Source organism: Sinorhizobium chiapasense (assembly GCF_045277575.1).
GTDB lineage: Bacteria > Pseudomonadota > Alphaproteobacteria > Rhizobiales > Rhizobiaceae > Ensifer > Ensifer chiapasense_A.
The window spans coordinates 1,576,481-1,597,031 of sequence record NZ_CP144206.1; the positions used below are offsets into that span (position 1 = coordinate 1,576,481).

The window sequence follows — 20,551 nt, forward strand, 5'->3', positions numbered from 1 at the left end:
CAGCCGAAGCATGCGTCGACGCATTGCCGAATCCGGGAGCGCGCCATTGATTCGCTCCATCCGTGATACAGTCGCCAAATCGGGTCTGATGGCGAAGGTTCCATTGGGACGCACGAATTTTGCGCCGTCCTTTTGCCTGATGGCTGCCGGGAATGCCAGCCTCGGATTCGACTGCACCTTCACCCGACCGCAAAAGGCGGCTGCCAAGGCGTGAGACTGGTTCGCCGCTGACGGGATTGGTACGTTTCACCTGCAACCGCTTGTAAGAAACAGGCTTGGGCCTCTGACGGGGCGGCCGGTCCCCCCGCTTTTGACGATCGTTCGCGCAGAAGACACCCGCAGATTTCGCGAAGGCGGCGCACATCTCGCCGCCTTGAAATGCTCCAGGCTGTGACAAAGAGCGAAGACACGATCGCAAGCCGAGCATTGTTTCGGTGCAGGCCGGGTCTGACTATTTCCCGTCTGCATTTCCCGATTGTTTGGTGGCTGCCTTCAGCCTTCCTTCCTGCAAGTCCGCCTCATCGGCAAGAATGGCGGCAGCCTCGTCCAGCAAGACATCCTTTGCGTTCTTGCGGGCATTCTCGATGGCAAGCTCAGCACTCAGGCTGCGCTCGTTTGCATTCAGGCCATCGTCTTCGCCAGCATCGTCGCCATCGCTTGCTTGCGCGCGAGACTTGAACCGATTTTCTCGAGCGGTCATTTCTTTACGGCGTTCAGCTTCGTTGAGGGAAATAGTCCCTTTCTCGCGTTGCGCCTTCATGTCCGCAATGTCTTTCAACAGGCGTTGGAAGTCCGGATTGCTCTCAACCCGTGCGTCATGGCGGCTTTGCAGTTTCGGAAGCAGCGTCGCTACACTGTCTGCGGGCGCATATTTCGCGGGCTTGATCTGCGTCCACGGCAAAGCATTGTCGTAGCTAGTCTCGCCAAAGCGTGTCGGATCAGAAAGTCCCGGCAAATTGATGTCAGGCGTCACACCGCGCAACTGCGTCGTACCGCCATCGATCCGGAAAAACTGGGCAATCGTCACTTTCAGCTGGCCGAATTCGGGTTTGCTGTTGCGTACCAGCTGGTCGAGGTCCACGACGGTTTGAACGGTGCCCTTGCCGAAACTGGGTTCGCCTATGATCACGCCTCGGCCGTAATCCTGGATGGCCGCGGCAAAAATCTCCGAAGCCGACGCCGACCCGCGGTTGATCAGGATACCCACAGGACCTGTCCAGACGGGCGCCGGAAAGTCCGCACTTGTTACCGCGACCTTTCCGTCGCTGCCGCGCTGCTGAACGACCGGCCCCTTGCCGATGAACAGACCGGTCAATTCGATCGCCTCGTCCAGTGAGCCGCCGCCATTGTTGCGCACGTCGATAAGAACGCTGTCGACTTTTTCCTGCTTCAGTTCGTCGAGAAGCTTTCCGACATCGCGGCTTGCGCTTCTAAAGTTCTTGTCACCTTTGCGCCGGGCTTCAAAATCCTCGTAGAATGCCGGCAGAGTGATCACCCCGATCTTGCGCGTGGTTTCGCCCACTTTCACAGACAACACCCGCTTCTGGGCCGCCTGCTTTTCGAGGCTGATTTTGTCACGCACCAGGGTCACCACGCGATGGGTGGCATCTGCTCCGGCATCCGCCGGCAGGATGTCCAAGCGTACGACGGATCCTTTTTTCCCGCGTATCATTTGCACGACTTCATCAAGGCGCGTGCCCACCACTTCTTTTATCGGTCCATCCTTGCCCTGGCCAACGCCGGTAATGCGGTCTCCGACCGCAAGCTTGCCGGACAATTGCGCCGGCCCGCCGGGCACGAGCTCGCGGATGGTCGTGTAATCGTCGCGTTCCTGCAGAACTGCACCGATGCCGACCAGCGAAAGCTTCATGGCTATATTGAAATCGGCCGAAGCGGCGGCGCCGAAATAGTCCGTGTGCGGGTCGACCGACGTTGTGTAGGCGTTCATGAACGACTGGAAGACGTCATCGCTCTTATACTTGTAGGCACGCTCGAGCGCGTTTGTGTATCGTTTGGCGAGCGTCTCGCGAATAGCCGCATCGTTCTTGCCGCCCAGTTTCAACCGCAACCAGTCGCTTTTTACGCGTTTGCGCCAAAGCTCGTTGCTCTCGGCTTCCGATTGTGGCCAAGGCGCGTTGTCGCGCATCACGGAATAGCTCTCCTGCGCGCTGAAATCGAAGTCCTGCTTAAGCAAGTCACGCGCGTAGCTCATGCGGTCGACAACGCGCTTCCCATAGGCGTTGAAGATCTCAAACGGGATCGACAGATCTTTCTGCTTGATAGCGTCGTCGATCTCGCTGCGCTCAGACATGAACCTGTCGATGTCCGCTTGCAGGAAGAGCACGCGGTCCGGATCGAGTGATTTGATGAACCGGTCCATAATCGTGGCCGACAAGGCGTCGTCGAGCGCAACCGGCTTGTAGCTGAAACGCGTTAGAAATTTTGCACTCAGTTGGGCAGCTTGTGCCTGTTGCTTAACCGGCTCCAAAACGGGCGGAGGGGCAACTTCGGCATAGGCGGACTGCACGAGTGCAAGAAATGCACCAAGGAAGACGTGTGATATGCGCATTCAGCGTTGACCCAATTCTTAAATGCCGAGTGTCGATGCCAATCTAGGTGAAACAATTATGGTTTTTTGGCAACCGGGTGGATCATAAGCGGCAGCGAGCGTTCGACCCGCGCCCGCGCAAACGCGCCATTAAGCCCAACATCGCAACCGAAATTCGACATCAGAAAAGCGCGGTTTCCTGCTGTCGCACGCAGACCAGGACGATTGCGACAGTTCCTTCGCCCGCGAGACAGGCTGCATGCCGTCCCGGCCACGAAGCGCGCCGCCAGTGAGGGGATCATGACGAAGCGAAATGACATCAAAACAATTTGCCATTGAAGAAACTATACAATTGTATAGCAATGATCTTGCGAGGCGGCCGCGCCCGGTTAATCTGGGCTCGCCACGCTTTGCGGCTGGCCGCCGAAAACAAATTCTTATTCATGGTAGTGACGATGTCCCGAGACCCCCGCTTCGACATTCTCTTTGAATCCGTCAAGATCGGCCCCGTCACGGCGCGCAACCGCTTCTACCAGGTGCCGCACTGTTCCGGCATGGGCTACCGGTATCCGAACGCAGAGGCGCAACTGCGCGGTATGAAGGCCGAGGGTGGCTGGGCGGTCGTCTCTACCCAGGAGGCGGAAATCCATCCAACTTCGGACCTGACACCGGCCAACGAGGCGCGCCTTTGGGACGAGGGCGACCTGGCCGCACTCTCCGCAGTCACCGAGCGCATCCATCACCACGGAAGCTTAGCGGCCATCCAGCTCGTGCATAACGGTTTGCATGTCGCCAACCGTTTCAGCCGGATGATCCCGCTTGCCCCGTCGCATGCCATCACAGACAGCCTCGACCCCGTCCAGGCGCGCGCCATGGATAAGACCGATATTGCAGACATGCGCCGCTGGTATCGCAACGCCGCATTGCGTGCCAAGAGAGCCGGTTTCGACATCATCTATGTCTATGCCGGTCACGACATGAGCGTGCTGCAGCACTTTCTGTCGCGCCGCCATAACCAGCGCAGTGACGAGTATGGCGGCTCCTTCGAAAACCGGCTGCGGCTGTTCCGCGAGATTATGGAGGATACGCGCGAAGCGGTCGGCGATGCCTGTGCGCTCGCCGTGCGCCTCGCAGTCGACGAGCTGATGGGGCCTTCCGGCATCACCAGCGAAGGAGAAGGCAAGGACATCATCTCGGCGCTCGCCGATCTTCCCGACCTCTGGGACGTCAACCTTTCCGACTGGTCCAACGACAGCCAGACCGCCCGCTTCTCTGAGGAAGGTTATCAGGAACCCTATATCCGCTTCGTCAAATCCGTCACGACCAGGCCGGTGGTCGGCGTCGGGCGCTATACCTCGCCGGACAGCATGGTGCGGGTGATCCGCCAGGGCATTCTCGACTTCATCGGTGCGGCACGGCCGTCGATCGCCGATCCTTATCTGCCGAAGAAGATCGAGGAGGGACGCATCGACGATATCCGCGAATGCATCGGCTGCAATATCTGCGCATCCGGCGACAACACCAACGTGCCGATGCGCTGCACGCAGAATCCGACGATCGGCGAAGAGTGGCGCAAGGGCTGGCACCCGGAAATCATAGCACCATCAAAGGCGCCCGAGCCGGCGCTCATCATCGGTGGCGGCCCGGCCGGCCTCGAAGCGGCGCGTGCTCTTGCCCAGCGCGGCGTCGATGTCGTGCTCGCGGAAGGAAGCGGAGAATGGGGTGGTCGGGTCGCGCGAGAATGTCGCTTGCCAGGGCTTGCGACCTGCGGCCGTGTGCGCGACTGGCGCGTCGGTCAGCTAAGCACGCAGGTGAATGCCCAACTCTACCTGCACAGCCCGTTGAGCGCAGACGACGTTCTGCAATACGGCATGCCTCACGTCGCGATTGCGACCGGCGCGCGCTGGCGATGCGACGGTGTCGGCCGCACGCACCGGCAGCCCCTCGACTTCCTTTCGCAGGGCGCTCTCGTTTCGCCCGATGCCCTTCTTGTCGACGGCGCCGCGGCCGTGTCCGCCGACGGTCCGGTCGTAATCTTCGATGACGATAGCTTCTACATGGGCAGTGTGCTTGCTGAGCTGCTGGCCAGGGCTGGCCGAACCGTAACCTTCGTGACGCCCGAATCTCAGGTATCGCCGTGGAGCAAGAACACGCTCGAGCAGGGACGCGTGCAAAGGCGCCTCATCGAGCTCGGCGTGGACATCATCCCCGCCATGGCGCTTGCCGGCCGCACGAAGGATCGGCTCGAGCTCTCCTGCATCTATAGCGCAAAGACGCGACAGATCGACTGCGGCACACTCGTTCCGGTCACGGCACGGCTACCCGATGAAACCTTGTGGCATGAGCTGAAAGCGCGGGAAGCGGAATGGGCCGATGCCGGCATCAAGACCGTTGTCCGGCTAGGCGACTGCCTGGCACCCGGCCTCATCGCTGCCGCCGTCTATTCGGGCCACGAATATGCCCGAACCTATCAGGAGCACGTCGACAGGGACACGGTCCCCTTCCGGCGCGAAGACGTTGCGACCCTTCACGGCAGACCTGGCGAGATTGGGAGCCGCTAGGCCAAGATAGGGCTTCATTCCGTCCAAGGACAGAGGAACTGGGCGCTGGCGACGAGCCGCCCTGCGGTCCGCCCATCCAGTTCGAGAGTGAGAATTCCATCCTGCCGGTCGATGTCCAGATCGCCAATCCAAACGACCATGTCGCGGCGCTCGCACGACGAGCGCCGCCATTCGGCAGCCGACTGGAAGCAGCCGGCCGGTTATAGCAAAAGCGGCGGCGCCGTCACGGGACAGCAAAACGCCGAAAGGCCGTCACTCAGCGCTTGCGGACGAACTCGGTACGCAGCACCAGGCCCTTGATCGTATCGTGGCGGCAGTCGACCTCTTCCGGGTTGTCCGTGAGCCGGATCGACTTGATGACCGTTCCCTGCTTGAGCGTCTGGCCGGCGCCCTTGACCTTCAGGTCCTTGATCAGGACGACGGAGTCACCGTCTGCGAGAACGTTGCCCGATGCATCGCGTACCTCCGCGGCCTTTGCCTTTTCTGCAGCGATTTCGGAGGCGGGCCGCCACTCGCCTGTTGCCTCGTCATACACGTAGTCGTCGTTCTGATCGCTCATTTCTTCCCTGCATCATATCGAATTGCGCCGTGCCCCTTGGTCGAGCAAGCAGCTCCACTGGAGCGGCCGATGAGTGCCTCTACATCGAATGCAGCGCCGAGGCAAATTTCGGCTGAGTTGGCGTTCAGATACCGAGAAGCTCTTCCGCGACTTCACGTTTTGAAATGAACGGTCATTTAAAATGACTTCCTATTGCGGGCCATTGTGGTCATGTGACGATCAAAGTTCGTCTGAGCCACCGCTCGACGACCAACGGACCGAAGAGCTGACCGCATGGAAAACCCGATCGCATTGAACCGCCTTGCCGAAAACAACGTCTTTCGCAAAGGAGATGTTTTCGTCCTCTTCGGTGAACTGTTCGGTCGCGGATACGCGACTGGCTTGCTCGACCAAGCCCGGCGGGTTGGAATGGAGATCGTGGGGATCACGGTCGGACGGCGCGACGAGAACAATGCGCTGCGCCCTCTTAACGCCGAGGAACTCTCTGCCGCCGAAGGCCGACTGGGCGGCAAGATCATCAACATACCCCTGATGGCCGGCTTCGACCTCGACGCTCCGGCAGGCGGCCCTACTGCGACCGATCTCCTCGCGAACATGACGCTGGAGAGCTGGCAAGAAGACAGGCTCGATTGGGACTACATCGAACAGTGCCGCAATATCGCCACCGAGCGGTTCACGAATTCGCTCAAACAGGTCATGGCCGTCCTCGACGGCATGATTGCCGACGGCCGCAACGTCTTTTTCGCCCATACGATGGCCGGAGGCATCCCGAAAGCGAAGGTCTTCCTGGTCATTGCCAATCGAATCTACAAGGGTCGCGGTGCCCGCCACATGTCGTCGCGAGCCCTGCTCGACAGCGACATGGGCAAGCTCATCCTCCAGAATTTTGACGAAGTCTCCGCGATCACCTTCCGGCATCTCATCGACTTCAGTACGGCGATCCGGGAGCGCATCGAGGCATCAGGCGGCCAGGTCCGCTATACGGCCTATGGCTACCACGGAACGGCAGTCCTGATTGACGGGAGCTACCGTTGGCAGACCTATACCAACTACACGCAAGGCTATGCCAAGATGCGGCTCGAAGGCATCGCGCAGGAAGCCTGGGCGGCAGGCATCAAGGCAACCGTCTACAACTGCCCCGAGATCCGGACCAATTCGTCCGACGTCTTCACCGGCATTGAGCTTCCCCTGATACCGCTGCTGCTTGCGTTGAAGAAGGAGAACGGCGGCCAATGGGCAGAATACCAGTGGCAGGCCTGCCAGCAGCTTCTCGCAGACGGCTTCACGATGAAGGATGTGTTCCAGAAGATTACCGATATGCAGGCCAACGAGGTCATGCATCCGTTTTACGACTTCTCGGCATGGCCCATGGCGAACAGTCAGGCGCAGTCCGACCTGACCATCGGCACGTCCAACGAGATCACACAGATGCATCGCGACAGCAAGGTGATGATCAGCGACCACCTGAGTGCTCTCGTGGTGGAGGCGACGGGGCAGCTGATTTTCGGCGCGTCTTCAGAACCGTCCGGTCCCGTCCAGTGGCTCAATCACGATATCGTGGCGCGCCGGCTGAACGCTTCCCACCTGCAATGGGAGCCTTCGGCTCCGTCGAATGCGCAAGAGGCGAAGGATACTCAGGTCGAGATGGCCTAACACCTTCCCAGCCTAGATCGGACGCCGATATTTTTCAGCGGGCTTCAAAGGCCCGAGAGGATTGCGCTTATTCCGGCAGACTTCGCCTGAGCCCTGCGCTCAAGATCGGTATGATCCAGTTCGGTCAGGATGCTGAACACGATGGTTGTCCCTGAACGCCGGGGACGACTTCTCCATCGATTGCGGCGGACGTTACATGGATTGCACCGGCAAGGCGCATGATCCCTCCGCGCTACTTCAGAATGATTAAAGACCAGCCTCCTCTACCTGATGTAGAATCAGGGTCTTCTAAAATATTGGAGGAGTGCACTATGCCGAAGAGTACCCTGTGCGTCTTAACGGCGCTGACCCTCTCAACATGTGCCATTGCCCATGCGGAAACGAGTGCTGTGCAGATTACCGGCCACAAATTCAAAAGCGCGGAGAACTGCGAGCGCCAGGCGCCTGTCGGCAAGTTCGATCAAAAATGCGACATCCCGGCTGCCGGATGGCGTGGAGCCGAGGGCATTTGGCTCCCAAATGTTTCCCAAGGTGCCGGGTAAACAAGCGCCAAATCACAGCGTCATCAAGCGCGTATAGAAGGCTCGATAAACGCGGCTTTGCGATGAGCTTTGGCGGTTCACTCAGCCCTTCACTTTGGTACTCCGCGGTGTCCGAACTGGCGGCTGGCGGTTGGGATCGCTGAAGAGGCGGCGTTCACCAAGCCGCAGTTCCCGCCCAGGGCGCTTCAACGCAAATCGCTGGGGACCGTCGGCGGCTCCAGCAACTTTAACCCTACGCCGCCGGCGCGCACCTGCACGGTTTGGGAGCAGCCGAGGCATCGAGACAGACGCGGACTAACGCCGGAGCTGTGGATCTGCAGCTTCGATCTGATCCCGGAACTCCCGTGAGATCAGCGGGGCTTGACGGTCAGCGACAGCAAGTGCTCCCTCAGCGCATCGAGCTCGAGCCCGCCGGCTTTTGAATCGGCGGTCACGTAGGAGAGCCATGCCCCGTCGGCCGCCAGCCGGACCACGTGAAGTGTTAGGTCGTCATCCGTCGCTCTGTGCCGCTCCAATCTTTCGCCGAACCATTCGCCCCATCGGCGGCGCAGCACCGAATCGCCTATCACCGCCACGAACAGGGTCGACCATGGGGTTTCGAAGCCAAATGCCTTCCCGACAAACACAGATTTCACATAGGCGCGCGTAAAGCTTCCGTAAGGGACCGGATCCTCCGCGAGGGACGAATCTATTTCCGCGTCGAGTTTCTCAAGTAGCGCGTCGACCATGCCGTCCAGCAGCGCTTGTTTCGACGGGAAATGGTGGAACAGCCCTCCCTTAGTGACCCCGGCACTATCGGCGACGGCCTGCACCGTGACGCCGGAAATTCCCTGATCCGCGGCGATCTTCGCAGCGCATTCGAGCAAGGCACGCTGCACCTGTTCCGGCTGCTTCTTTCGACTGTAGCTCATCGCCTAGTGCACCGCCGTCTGCGAGAACAGGTTGATCACGAAAACGCCAGAGACGATCAAGGCGATACCGACGATCGCGGCGAAATCGAGAGCCTGCCTGAATATCACATAGCTGACTGTCGCCGTCAGGATGATGCCTGCCCCGCCCCAGATGGCGTAAGCAATGCTCAGCGGGATTGCCTTGATCGCGTGGGTCAGGGAATAGAACGACCCCGCGTAGAGCGCCACCATCGCAAGTGTCGGCCACAGGCGCGTGAACTGGACGGACTTCTGCAAGAATACAGATCCTGCGACTTCCAAGATGATTGCGAGCCCCAAAGCCGCATAGGCGAAGACGGCGGAGTTCATGGCTTGCCCCTTTTCTAACCCGACGACGACAAACATACCGCGCGGTCGGTATCTTTGCAAGAGGTGTTCTTTGCCGGCCATCCTTGAGACCTATCTCGGCAAACCGGAGATCGATCACAAGTTCGAGCGGGCGATCCAGGCTATTCCCCTGCCCGTCTGGTGTTGGTCGGTCGGCGGCGGCGTCGACGTTCTGAAGATGGTTACCGCCGACATCGACGCCCACTCAGCGCTTGATCGACACGCCTATTGACAGCGAAGTATCGCACGCCGACATCGTTACCGAGACCGCCTGGGAGCCGGTGGCGCCGCATCAATGTTGGTGACCGAAGGGCCTGGGGGCACCCTTTCAGCGCGATTGCTGACTTAAATCGTGTCGAAGTTGCGCGCCCATAGTTCGCGCAGGTCGGAATCCGCGTCGACACGCAGCGCTATACTGAGCAGCTTTGGGCAGTTTGCCGCCAGCCAGTCACGTCCCGGTCGCCAGCGCGTCATTGCCGCGATCCAGATGTCAAGCGCCGAGAACGGCTCTCCGAGCGCCCAAGGCGCAGCTGCAATCTCGTCCTCCCACTGCCGCCACAGGTCCATGCGACGTCCGAGCACTCGGCCGCGCAGCTCGTCAGGCATGCTCGGAGCCCAGCGTTCCGGGTAGTCAGCGTAGGTGAACGTCCCATACAGGGCAGTCACGAGCCAGATCAGACGACGGAGAAAGACAGGGCGAAGTGGGTCCCCTACCGCTGGTGCAAGTCCGGCTTCCGGATAGGTCTCCGCAAGATGAAGTAGTATGGCCGCGCTCTCCGTCATTACCGTGCCATCGGGAAGGACGAGCACCGGCACCTGTGCGAGCGGGTTGACGGCGAGAAGACGGTCCCGCGCTGGTCCGGGCTTATCGAACCCGGTGACGTCCTCGAGCGCATAGGGCAGCCGCGCGCGCACCAGCACCGCTTCGACAAGAACGGAGCCCCAGCCCGGAACGCCGTAGAGGCGGTAATGTGCTTGCGTATCGGCCATCGTCATTTTCCTCACGGCGCAAGGTGCCATTTTGATCGCCACCCCGCAAGGTTGTGCCAGAAAATGCTCGCGCTTCAGAAGGCCTCAAACATCGGCGCACGCCAGGGTTGAGATCAGAAGCGGTCGCGATCGAACTGCTGATCCTCTCCGCGTGGCCAAGGAACAAATTTCCAGGCCAGGCGTTCTGCGCCGAACCGGAGGTCACGCAAATGCAAGCTATGATTTGGGACCACCCCGTCAGGGTTGGCGAGAAAGGCGAGCGCTACATCAACGGGCCACAGGATGCGCTGCAATACCTCAGCGAAATGCCGCAGGGCGGATGGTTCTACGAGCGAGCAAGAAATCGCTGCCACGCTGCCCTGGAGCGCGGCGACGAGCTTCAACTCTCGCGGAGAGCCTTCATTGGCGCGGCCATTGAATCGTCATTCCCGATCTCGGATGACGACGTTCCATCCTAAGGCGCAACCCGGTCGCGAACGCCCCCGTCGTTGCCTTGAAGCCGGCCCCCTTCGATCATGCACGTGATCTGAGCCGGCAGCGACACCGGTAGCGGCAACTGCCGCAGACCCCACCGCACACGCTATTGAACGCTTTGGGCCAGAACCGCGCCTACGGACAAACGCGGCATGGCTGGAGGTCCCGGCGGTCAATTGATCCGCGTGCCATCGGCGGCGAACAGATGGATCTTGTCCGTCTTTGGAGCGATGTGGATGTGCTGATCGGGTTCGAGGTCCACCCGGCGATGCAGTACGATCCCAGCCATCTGTGTGCCGACCCGTACCGAAAGATGGGTTTCCGCCCCCGTCGGTTCGACGGTGAGCACCGTTGCCGGGACTCCCGTTTCGGCAAGATCGAGGTCTTCCGGACGGATGCCGTAGGTGTGGGCGGCGCTGTGGCCGATGGAAGCCGGCAGCGGCAAAAAGAGCCCGTCCTCGATGCGGAAGCCGCCGTCGCTCATGGCGCCCTCAAAGAGGTTCATCGCTGGTGATCCGATGAAGGTGGCAACGAAGGTATTGCCAGGGCGATCGTAAAGCTCGAGCGGCTTGCCGATCTGCTCGATGCGGCCGGCGCGCATGACGACGATCTTGTCGGCCATGGTCATCGCCTCGATCTGATCGTGCGTGACGTAGACGATGGTAGTCCCCAACCGTCGGTGCAGGTCCTTGATCTCGCTACGCATGGTTACACGCAGCTTCGCATCGAGGTTCGACAGTGGCTCATCGAATAGAAACACCTTCGGATGACGCACAATAGCGCGCCCCATGGCGACGCGCTGGCGCTGGCCACCGGAAAGCTGCTTCGGTAGACGGTCGAGCAACGGTTCGAGGGCAAGGATGCCGGCCGCCTCGTTCACGAGCTTGTCGATCGTCGCCTTGTCTCGGCCTTGGAGTTTCAAGGCGAAACCCATGTTCTCCGCGACCGTCATGTGTGGATAGAGCGCGTAGCTCTGGAACACCATGGCTATGTCCCGTTCCTTTGGCGCCACCTCGTTGACGACGCGCCCATCGATACGGATCTCACCGCCGCTGATATCCTCCAGGCCGGCCAGCATACGCAGAAGCGTGGACTTGCCGCAGCCCGACGGTCCAACGAGCGTGACGAACTCACCGTCCTCGATATCCACGGAGACGCCGTGGATGACGGAGGCTGCGCCAAATTGTTTCAGAACGCGATCGATCGCTACCGATGCCATTTTTCTTCCTCCCTCAAAGCTTGAGTTGCCAGATTTTTGCGCTCACCTCGGCAGCGGTCAGCGTTGCCGAACGCGCCGCGGAAAATCCGGGGATACGCTTAGTGCCCGTCCAGCGCCCATTGTCGGCGAAAACTTCGATGGAGCCGGCGTCAAGGAAGATGCGCAACTCCGAAGGCTTGGCGCCGGACGCGAGATAGCGCGGTGGCGCTTTCCCAGTACCGGCATCGAAGACGATCGCCAGTCCATCGCCATCAAGCTTCACGCCGAGCTCGAGGTCTGGATGATCGAAAGTGAGCGCAAACGCGGCACCGGGCTTGGGTAGCGAGAGCACGATCTCGACCGCGCCGTTGCCGAGCGGAACCGTCTCGCCGGCGCCAAGCGCCGTTTCATCGAGCAGCGTGTGGCGGAGGCTCTCGGCTGCTGCGACAGGCGGCGTCAGGACAGCGTCCCCATCGAGAAGCACACGACGCGGCAGGGTCATGGCCGTCGGAAAATCATCCTTCTTGGAAAAGTCCGTCCAGTTGGCGAGCCAGGCAATGCCGACCGGCTCGTCGCCATCGACGAAGGCCTGGAAGGCATAGGCGTCAGAGCCGAAATCCAGTTCCTGCTCGAACTGCGCCGTGAAAGCGCGGCCATCGAAGCGGCCGACGGTGACGGAGGTGAGGTTGCGGCGTCCGGTGGCGGGGTCGCGGCTCGTGAGCAACCCGAAGATCAGCGCCCAGCGGGTATCCGGGTCTTCGGCCCTGCCGCCGACCGGCACCATGCAGGGGCATTCCGCTGCGGTCATACCGAAACGGTCCTCGCGATGAATAATGCCAAGGAACGTCCAGCCGGCGGCACCGTCAGGGTCTGTCGTCTCATAGAGCAGGACGACGCCGCCCGCCCTGTCGCGGCTACCGAGCAGCATCTTCCAGCGGCCGTCCGGGCCCTTGAACACATAAGGGTCGCGGAAATCGGTGGTGAGGTTCAGGCCGTCCGGACGCATTGGCAGGACCACCTCTGATGGACCGGCGACGATACCGTCGCGGCTGAGGGCGGAAAGCTGGATCTGTTCTTCCGGCTCGCGGTCACGGACATGCTCGGTATAGAAGACGCGGATCTCCTCCCCCTTTGAGCCGGAAATGGGGATGGCCGATCCGGAGAAGGCGCCGCCGCGGCCATCGTCCGTCTCGGAAAGGTGGTCTGCCGGGAAAAGGAACATCGGCAGGTGTGTCCAGCGGATGAAATCCTTTGAGACGGCATGGCCCCAGTGCATGGTGTTCCAACGCAGGCCGTGCGGATAGTGCTGGTAGAAGAGATGACCGCGGCCGGCAAATCGACCAAAACCGTTCGGGTCGTTCATCCAACCGAAGGGCGGCCGGAAGTGATATCCGGCCGGCAGTTGCGGCGGTGCCGTGCGGGCATCACGGAAGAGCACATGGATCCCCTCCTCCAGTACCATCTGCGGATGAAAGGCATAGGCGACGGAAACCGCCGTTGTGGTCGCGTCATAGGCGAGCACCGTGCGCCCGCGTGCCTCCTGAGCGACCGCGAAGAATTCGAACTCCGCTGCGCGGTGGGTCGACGGAGTGGCAAGATCATTGCCGTCAACGGTGACGAAGAGCTTCGCTTCGCTGCCAGCCGCGCGTGCCTTCAACCAGAGATGCAACACCGTCCCGGCAGGGAGGTCGGCCTCTATGATTTCAAGTGCGGCGCTCACGGGTTTTGCTTGGAGAGTCATAGTCAACCTTTCACGGCAGAGCCGACGAACGAGCTTACAAACCAACGCTGGAAAGCGAGGTAGAGGATGAGGACGGGGATCATCATCAGGACAGACGCCGCCATGGCGCGGTCCCAGTAGATGCTGTCCTGTCCGAAGAAGGTTGCAATCGCGACGGCAATCGGCCTTGCATAATCGGTCTGGGTGACGAGCGTCGGCCAGAGATACTGGTTCCAGCTTTCGATCCCCATGAGGATCGAAACCGTCGCAAGCGCCGGCAGACTGAGCGGCATGTAGATCGATCGATAGATGCGAAAGATCGAGGCCCCATCCATTTCTGCGGCTTCGTAGAGTTCCTTCGGCAATTGCGCGAAGAACTGATAGAACAGGAAGACGTAGAGCGGGCTCGCCACCCAGGGCAGAATCTGTACGGCGAAGGTATCCGTCAAACCCGCCCGTGACATCATGACAACGAGGGGCATGATGATGCTCTCTTGCGGGATGACGTAGAGCGCGACGACGAGCGCAAGCAGGATGGCTTTGCCGCGCAGTGAGCCCCAAGCCAGCACGAAGCCTGCCATGGAATTGATGATCAGTCCGGAAACGACCGTGACGACGAGGATCACCAATGAATTGAAGAGATAGCGGCCATAGGCGAGCTCGCCGGAGAAATTGGCGATCTCCCTATAGTTCGAGAGCGTCGGATCATTCACCCAGAAGGCTCGGAAGCTGCCCATGTCGGCGAGGATGCGGAAGCGATCATCCTTGAGGCTGGCGATGAGCAGCATGAAGAGCGGCGAGATCATCACCAGCGCGATAATGAAGATGCAAACCGTCTGGACGATACGCAGGCCGGTCTTGCTGTTGCCCCGGGATATGGCCAGCGGGGCGGGCTGGCTGAGCACGAGATCAGACATCGAAGCGCCTCAGGAGTTTGCGCTGGAGAAGCGCGATCAGGAGAACGATGACGAACAGGATGACGGAGACGGCGGACGCGTAACCGAGCTTCTGTTCCTCGAAACCGGCGCGCACCATGTAGTGCACCACGGTCTCCGTGCTTTCCTTCGGTCCACCCTGGGTGAGGATCGCCACCTGGGTGTAGAGCTTGAAGGCCTGGATCGTGGTGATGACCAGCACGAAAACATGGGTGGGACGCAGCCCCGGCATGGTGACGTGCCAGAACCGGCGGAGCGCGCTTGCCCCGTCAATGCGGGCGGCGTCGTAAAGCTCTTCCGGAATGCCCTGCAGGCCGGCGAGGTAGATGATCATCTGGAAGCCATAGGCCTGCCAGGCAGAGAGCAACACGAGCGAGAACATCGCCCAATTCGGGTCACCAAGCCAATCGATCGGCTGGATCGCACCGCCGGAAAGGAAACCAACGATCTGGTTGAGGGGACCGCTCGGATACTGGAACAGCGTGCCCCAGATCACGCAGACCACCACCATGGAGGTGATCGCCGGTAGGAAGAACATGCCGCGCAAAAGATTGCGCATCGGCAGCTTCTGGTGCAGCAGCAGCGCCGTCAGGAAAGCAAGGCCGCATTGAACGGGCAGCACCCAGACCGTGAAACGCGTGACGTTCCAGAGCGACGTCCAGAACAGCGGGTCGGTGAAGACCCGCTGAAAGTTCAGGAGGCCGACGAAGCGCACCGGCGTCGGGCGCGGCACGAGCGGTTGGTTGGTCATCGCCGTCCAGAAGGACAGAAGGAACGGCGTGATCAGGAAGGTTGCGAGCAGCAGTACGGCGGGCGCGATCATGGCAACTTCCTGCCAGAACCGCTGCCGGTCGTGCCGCCTGCCCGTGCGCGGAATGGTCGGCGCGGACGCTTGTTGCAAAGTCATGGTCTCCTCCTCATCGCTCATCCTCCCGAGTGGCTGCGGGGCCGGCCAACGTCACCGGCCCCGCGAAAGCGCCTTAGTGCTGTTCGTCGAAGGGCGGATAGCCAGCGTTGTCCTCGATATCCTGGTCGATTTTCTTAGCTGCAGCCGTCAGGGCTTCCTGCGCGTCGCCACCGTTGAAGATCTTGTCGACCGCCTGCATGAAGGCCGAGGTAATCGTCGGGTAGGCCGGGTGTGGCGGACGCGCGACCGCCGTCTTCGAGGCCTGCTCGAAGGCCACTGCAAGCGGTCCGCCTTCTGCGTAGAGTGGCGATTCCGCCGCGAAGCTCTTGAGGCCCGGATAGGCCGACTGGGTCTTGGCGTAGTCGCGGTAATCCTTGTCCTTCAAGAGGAAACTCAGGAACTTGCCGGCGGCCTCAGGGTTCTCGGACGTCGCCGAAATGCCCCAGATCCAGGTACCATTGGGGCTGACGCCCTTCTTGCCGATCTTCGGCAGCGGCATGACGACGATATTGTCCTTCATCGCCGCGGCGGCCTCGGCGTAGAACCAGTGCCCGCCCATGGCGAGTGCGGCCGGCTGACCTTCGGCATAGAATTGGTTGGTGCCGGACGACGTGGGAACGACCCAGCCATTTTTCACCCAGGTTTGCATCATGGTGAGCGCCTTGACGCAGGCTTCGCTGTCGAGCGTGCCGCTCGCCGTCCAGGTCTTGCGATCGACCAGATCGCAGCCAGCGCTTTCTAGGAGCGGGCCGTAAGCATAGGTAATCCACTCTGTCTTGATGCCGTAACCGCGAAACGTGTCGATCGGCCACTTCACGCCTTCGAGCTTGGAGAGTTTTTCGAGATAACCTTCGAACTCTTCGCGCGTCCAAGCGTCATCGACGGATTTTGGAATGCGCGCGCCGATGGCCTCGAGGTATTTCTTGTTGCCGTAGAGGACGACCGAGGAATCGGTGAGGCCGATCGCATAAAGGTCCTTGTCGATCGGATAGGTGCCCTGCGAGATGTTCGAGCTCGTCATGTCATCGAGGAGATCCTGATCAACGAGCGGCTTGATCGGCTGCAGGTAGCCAGACCAGACGTAGTTCGCCAGGAACGGCGCGTCGAGTTCCATCACGTCCGGAAGCTGCTTGGCCATCACCGCGGCGCTGAACTTTTCGTTATAGGCGTCGTGCGGTGCGTAGATCATCTCGACGTCGATATCCGGATTGGCCGCCTCGAAACGTTTGGCGACGTCGCCGTAGGCTTTCACCCAGCCCGGATCGCCCTGGTGCATGACATGAATGACAGTCTTTGCCTCGGCCATACCGGCAGCCCCAAGCAGCGCCGCAGTGGCGAGAAGCGTGCTAAGTAAACGATTACCCAATTGCGCAGTCATGAACGTTCTCCTCCTTTGAATGCGATTGAAACAATGATTCCTAGACTGATGCCCGTTCGACCAGATGGAAGGGCAGTTTCCGCAGATGCGGCGGTTCAGGTTGCCCAGCCAGAAGGATCTCCATGGCGAGGCGCCCCATGGCGCGGTGCGGCAGGGCCATCGTGGTCAATGGCGGATCCAGCCGGGAGGCAAGTTCGACCTGGTTGTCAAAACTCGCCACTGCAATATCGTCAGGAATGCGACAGCCAGCGCGGGCAAGCGCCGCATAGACTTCCATTGCCACGCGATCGTTGCCGCACAGTATGGCGTCCGGCTTTTGACCGGAAGCGAGGAGCGCATCCACATGCGAAGCGACAAGACTTGGCGCGCGGTCGCTGTAGACGCTGCGGCGCACCGCCGGAAACACACCGAGTGGCTCGATGCTCACCTCGCACAGCGCATCGCGAAAGCCCTTCTCGCGCAACGTGCCAGCGAGAATGCCCGGCAGATTGATGAAGGCGATGCGGCGTCGGCCGGCGCCTAACAGGTAACGGACGATTTCGCGCGCCCCGCCCTCCTCGTCGGGCACCAGCGACGTCACCCGCCCGGCAGCCTCACGGCAATTGATCATCACGCCGACCGCGCCGGCCAGCGTCCCGGGTAAATCAACTTCCTTGTGGTACATGGCGGCATAGGCGACGGCACGCGGCCGGAATTGCTGCACTTCATCGAGCACCGAGCCGATCGACTGCCCGGTGCTGTGGTTGACCGCGAAGACGGCCATGCCGGCGCTGCGGGCCGCACCGTCCAGCCCCCGGACGATCTCGGTGGCAAACGGCGAGGTGATCAGCCCGTCGGAAACGACGCCGACGAGCGGCAGCCAGCCCTGCCGGACACCACGAGCGGCGAGGTTGGTCACATAGCCGAGTTCCTCGGCAATCGCCTTGACCTTCTGACGCGTTTCATCCGACATGCGGGCGGAACCGCCGTGCAATGCGCCGGAAACCGTCTTTACCGAGACGCCCGCACGCTCCGCGATGTCAGAAAGCGAGATTGTCACCTTGGCTCTCTCTGTTGGGTTATCGATTACCCAATATTCCAAACATATGGCCATTGTCAAGCACCACGCACGGAACCGACAGGCTTTGAACGTATCTGTCGCCGCTGGGCTCGATACCTAGGCGGCAGCGTGAAAGGAAGAAGCCGGCGGTCCACCAAGAGCATGATCGCGACGAGCAGCAATAGCTCGCTCTTCGGGCTCGGCTTTCACTGTCACGCACACTACCGGAAACGCCCGCTTGTCCACGGCCGCCGTTTCGTGAGAAAATCGAAAAAGCTGGAAGTGCCCGAAGCCCTCAACGGGGAAGTTGGGCCAACTCCAGTCGCGTATCAGCCTGTTGACTACAGCGCCGCGCGTCTTATCGGACGCGCAAAGGTCGCTGTAGCATTTTGAATTGCTGCATGTTTTTGTCCTTTATTCGGGTACACTTAAAGGAAACATGCAGTAGAGCGCGTCGCGATCCTTCAAGTTCGCTTCTTGCGCTTTAAGTTTTTGATATTTCACATGTCGTGGGCGCAAAACCGCTGCGCACGTTGCGCGACATGCTTTAGGTGGCCGCGGAACATGGAAGTTCTCTTCGCCCTTGGCCTGATCGCCATCAAGATCGCGTTGCTGATCGCAATGCTGCTTCTCCTACCTTTGCCTTTGACCTGGCTGGAACGCAAGATTGCCGGCCACATGCAACAGCGGATGGGTCCCATGCGCGTCGGGTGGCATGGGCTGCTGCAGCCCGTGGCGGACGGTATCAAGCTCCTGACTAAAGAAGACCACATTCCCGCAGAGGCCGACCGTTTCCTGTTCAAACTGGCGCCAATCCTGGCGCTCGCGCCACCCTTTGTCGTGTTCGTCGCCATTCCCTTCGGCGAGACGATCTCAGTGCTCAATGCCGAGATCACCCTCTACGTTTCCAACCTGAACGTGGCGCTGCTTTTCGTCTTCGCGGTGATCGGGCTGGAAGTCTATGGCGTCATCTTCGGAGGCTGGGCCGCTAACAGCAAATACGCGGTCCTGGGCAGTCTCAGGACCTGCGCCCAAATGATCAGCTACGAAATCCCCATGGGTTTCGCGGTCATCGGCGTCGTCATGCTGGCACAGTCGATGAGCCTCGTGGACATCGTGCGCGCCCAGAGCGACCTCTGGAACATCGTCTATCAGCCGATCGGGTTCTTCGTCTTCTTCGTCGCGGGATTGGCCGAAGCGCAGCGCATTCCCTTCGACCTGGCCGAGGCGGAGGGAGATCTCGGCGCCGGGTTCCACACCGAGTACAGCGGTATCCGTTTCGCGTTCTTCATGGTCAGCGAATACGTCATCGTGCTTTTGGTATCGGTCCTCTCCGTCATCCTGTTTTTCGGCGGCTGGAACGGCGTCTTGATCCCGCTGCCACCGCTTCTGTGGTTTGCGCTCAAGGTGGCATTCTTCATTTATGTGTTTATGTGGTTCCGCTTCACCTTGCCCCGCTATCGTTATGACCAACTGATGGCGATCGGATGGAAGGTCTTGCTTCCTCTGTCGATGGCGAACATAATTATCACTGGTATTGCTTTTACTTAGGAGCCGTGGCGGCTTCTCCACGTGCTTCCCTGGATCGGTGTCGATCCCAGGAAAAGAACGTGTAGCGATCGAAGGGACTACAGCGACCCTCCTGCGGTGGAATAACGCACGCCGCTGTAGAACGACGCGACGATGTCACGCGTAGTCGACAGAGCTGGAACATGGATCGGCTGGGCGCTTTTTGGCGATCTGGCAAAAGCCTTTATGCTGACCTTTGGCTATATGTTCTCCAAGCCCGTGACCATGCAGTATCCGGACAAGGAGAAATGGCTCCCCTACTCGCGCTATCGCGGCCATCACTTCCTGAAACGCGATGAAGAGGGCGAGATCAAATGCGTCGCGTGCGAACTCTGCGCTCGCATCTGCCCATGCGATTGCATTGAGGTCGTCCCCTATGAGGACGAAAACGGTAATCGCCACCCCGCAATATTCGAGATCGACACGGCTCGGTGCCTGTTCTGCGGCCTGTGCGAGGACGCCTGCCCGGCGGACGCCATCGCCCTCGGCCAGGAATATGAGTTCTCGAGTTTCTCGTCACACGACCTCGTGATCGGACGTGACGACCTGCTTGGCAAACCTGGAAAAGCAATGACCGGCGGTGGCGTCGTCGCTGCGCGTCTGAACACGGAACAGGACGTGCTGGTCGAGACGAGCGAGCCGCGTGGGTACAACTGGTGGCGCAACATCCGGCGAACGTGAAGGACAAGCGATCAAACCGGGGCGCGAAGATAGGAGGCTCAGATGTTTGTCGGTGAAATCGTGAAGGACAAGGGCTTCGGGGTGATCGCAGTCGCCCCCGACCAGACGATGGTGGAGGTCCTGCGGCTCTTTCGTGACAACAATATCGGCTTCGTGGTCGTCAGCCACGCGCCCGGAAGGTATCTCGGCACGCTGTCGGAGCGGGATTGCTGCAACGCGCTTGCGGAATACGGCCCCGAGGCAGCGCTGATGCCGGTTGCCGATATCATGAACCGCAATGTGGCGATCTGTTCGCCTCTCGATGGGCTGCCCCTGGTGATGTCGATCATGACCCAGCGGCGGACACGTCACGTGCTGGTCATTGAGGAAGAGGCCATTGTCGGCGTCGTCAGCATCGGCGACGTGGTCAAGCATCGGTTGGACGAAGCGCAGCGCACGGAGCGGCACCTGCACGAATACATTGCCGGGGCCGGTTATCATTGATGAAGCTTCTCGTCGGCTGGATGCGAACACGACGCCT

General features: G+C 60.5%; 18 protein-coding genes and 1 pseudogene. 8 read left to right on the forward strand and 11 right to left on the reverse strand.

Annotation, left to right across the window (positions count from 1 at the left end; translation table 11 throughout):
• Positions 1-451: 451 nt before the first annotated feature.
• On the reverse strand, positions 452-2,569 hold the full coding sequence (locus tag QM996_RS26070) for a carboxy terminal-processing peptidase (protein ID WP_334196808.1): 2,118 nt from the start codon (positions 2,567-2,569) through the stop codon (positions 452-454).
• A 434-nt stretch (positions 2,570-3,003) separates the two neighbouring features.
• Between QM996_RS26070 and QM996_RS26075 the strand changes: the two genes are divergently transcribed.
• Positions 3,004-5,109, forward strand: coding sequence for an oxidoreductase (locus tag QM996_RS26075; protein WP_334196809.1), 2,106 nt, complete (start codon positions 3,004-3,006; stop codon positions 5,107-5,109).
• 256 nt (positions 5,110-5,365) lie between these two features.
• Here QM996_RS26075 and QM996_RS26080 read toward each other — a convergent pair whose 3' ends face one another.
• On the reverse strand, positions 5,366-5,668 hold the full coding sequence (locus QM996_RS26080; RefSeq protein WP_173515036.1) for an alkylphosphonate utilization protein: 303 nt from the start codon (positions 5,666-5,668) through the stop codon (positions 5,366-5,368).
• 273 nt (positions 5,669-5,941) lie between these two features.
• Here QM996_RS26080 and QM996_RS26085 point away from each other — a divergent pair, with 273 nt between their 5' ends.
• Together QM996_RS26085 and QM996_RS26090 are read left to right on the forward strand one after the other, a co-directional pair.
• Positions 5,942-7,321, forward strand: a complete 1,380-nt coding sequence (locus QM996_RS26085) for an enoyl ACP reductase FabMG family protein (protein ID WP_334196810.1) — start codon at positions 5,942-5,944, stop codon at positions 7,319-7,321.
• A gap of 311 nt (positions 7,322-7,632) precedes the next feature.
• Complete coding sequence (locus QM996_RS26090; RefSeq protein ID WP_334196811.1) at positions 7,633-7,863, forward strand: hypothetical protein; 231 nt, start codon at positions 7,633-7,635, stop codon at positions 7,861-7,863.
• Positions 7,864-8,213: 350 nt separating this feature from the next.
• Here the strand turns inward: QM996_RS26090 and QM996_RS26095 are convergent, their stop codons facing one another.
• Positions 8,214-8,774, reverse strand: a complete 561-nt coding sequence (locus QM996_RS26095; RefSeq protein WP_334196812.1) for a TetR/AcrR family transcriptional regulator — start codon at positions 8,772-8,774, stop codon at positions 8,214-8,216.
• A 3-nt stretch (positions 8,775-8,777) separates the two neighbouring features.
• The gene (locus QM996_RS26100; RefSeq protein WP_334196813.1) at positions 8,778-9,122 is read right to left on the reverse strand and encodes a DMT family transporter; all 345 of its coding nucleotides are present in this window, start codon (positions 9,120-9,122) and stop codon (positions 8,778-8,780) included.
• Positions 9,123-9,240: 118 nt separating this feature from the next.
• On the opposite strand from QM996_RS26100, the pseudogene QM996_RS26105 reads away from it, so the two are divergent.
• Positions 9,241-9,445: pseudogene (locus QM996_RS26105) on the forward strand (Lrp/AsnC ligand binding domain-containing protein); the annotation flags it as partial.
• A gap of 40 nt (positions 9,446-9,485) precedes the next feature.
• Here the strand turns inward: QM996_RS26105 and QM996_RS26110 are convergent.
• A complete protein-coding gene (locus QM996_RS26110; RefSeq protein WP_334196814.1) occupies positions 9,486-10,130 on the reverse strand; it encodes a glutathione S-transferase family protein in 645 nt (214 codons plus the stop codon).
• A 107-nt stretch (positions 10,131-10,237) separates the two neighbouring features.
• Here QM996_RS26110 and QM996_RS26115 point away from each other — a divergent pair, with 107 nt between their 5' ends.
• Positions 10,238-10,588 carry a DUF982 domain-containing protein gene (locus QM996_RS26115; RefSeq protein WP_500270397.1) on the forward strand — a complete coding sequence of 117 codons (351 nt, stop codon included), beginning with the start codon at positions 10,238-10,240 and terminating at the stop codon, positions 10,586-10,588.
• Between the two features lie 188 nt (positions 10,589-10,776).
• On the opposite strand, the gene QM996_RS26120 is transcribed toward QM996_RS26115, so the two are convergent.
• From QM996_RS26120 to QM996_RS26145, 6 genes are all read right to left on the reverse strand, one after another.
• Complete coding sequence (locus QM996_RS26120; RefSeq protein WP_334196816.1) at positions 10,777-11,823, reverse strand: ABC transporter ATP-binding protein; 1,047 nt, start codon at positions 11,821-11,823, stop codon at positions 10,777-10,779.
• 13 nt (positions 11,824-11,836) lie between these two features.
• A complete protein-coding gene (locus QM996_RS26125) occupies positions 11,837-13,543 on the reverse strand; it encodes a GH32 C-terminal domain-containing protein (RefSeq protein ID WP_334196817.1) in 1,707 nt (568 codons plus the stop codon).
• A gap of 2 nt (positions 13,544-13,545) precedes the next feature.
• On the reverse strand, positions 13,546-14,439 hold the full coding sequence (locus tag QM996_RS26130; RefSeq protein WP_173515028.1) for a carbohydrate ABC transporter permease: 894 nt from the start codon (positions 14,437-14,439) through the stop codon (positions 13,546-13,548).
• On the reverse strand, positions 14,432-15,364 hold the full coding sequence (locus tag QM996_RS26135; protein WP_334196818.1) for a carbohydrate ABC transporter permease: 933 nt from the start codon (positions 15,362-15,364) through the stop codon (positions 14,432-14,434). Before QM996_RS26135 ends, QM996_RS26130 begins: the two co-directional genes overlap by 8 nt.
• A 73-nt stretch (positions 15,365-15,437) precedes the next feature.
• A complete protein-coding gene (locus QM996_RS26140; RefSeq protein WP_334198678.1) occupies positions 15,438-16,730 on the reverse strand; it encodes an ABC transporter substrate-binding protein in 1,293 nt (430 codons plus the stop codon).
• 52 nt (positions 16,731-16,782) lie between these two features.
• A complete protein-coding gene (locus QM996_RS26145) occupies positions 16,783-17,781 on the reverse strand; it encodes a LacI family DNA-binding transcriptional regulator (RefSeq protein ID WP_334196819.1) in 999 nt (332 codons plus the stop codon).
• Between the two features lie 564 nt (positions 17,782-18,345).
• Here QM996_RS26145 and nuoH point away from each other — a divergent pair.
• The 3 genes from nuoH (at position 18,346) to QM996_RS26160 (ending at position 20,514) form a co-directional block, all read left to right on the forward strand.
• A complete protein-coding gene (gene nuoH / locus QM996_RS26150; protein ID WP_173515025.1) occupies positions 18,346-19,332 on the forward strand; it encodes an NADH-quinone oxidoreductase subunit NuoH in 987 nt (328 codons plus the stop codon).
• 132 nt (positions 19,333-19,464) lie between these two features.
• On the forward strand, positions 19,465-20,031 hold the full coding sequence (locus tag QM996_RS26155) for an NADH-quinone oxidoreductase subunit I (protein WP_334196820.1): 567 nt from the start codon (positions 19,465-19,467) through the stop codon (positions 20,029-20,031).
• 42 nt (positions 20,032-20,073) lie between these two features.
• The gene (locus QM996_RS26160) at positions 20,074-20,514 is read left to right on the forward strand and encodes a CBS domain-containing protein (protein WP_334196821.1); all 441 of its coding nucleotides are present in this window, start codon (positions 20,074-20,076) and stop codon (positions 20,512-20,514) included.
• Positions 20,515-20,551: the final 37 nt, after the last annotated feature.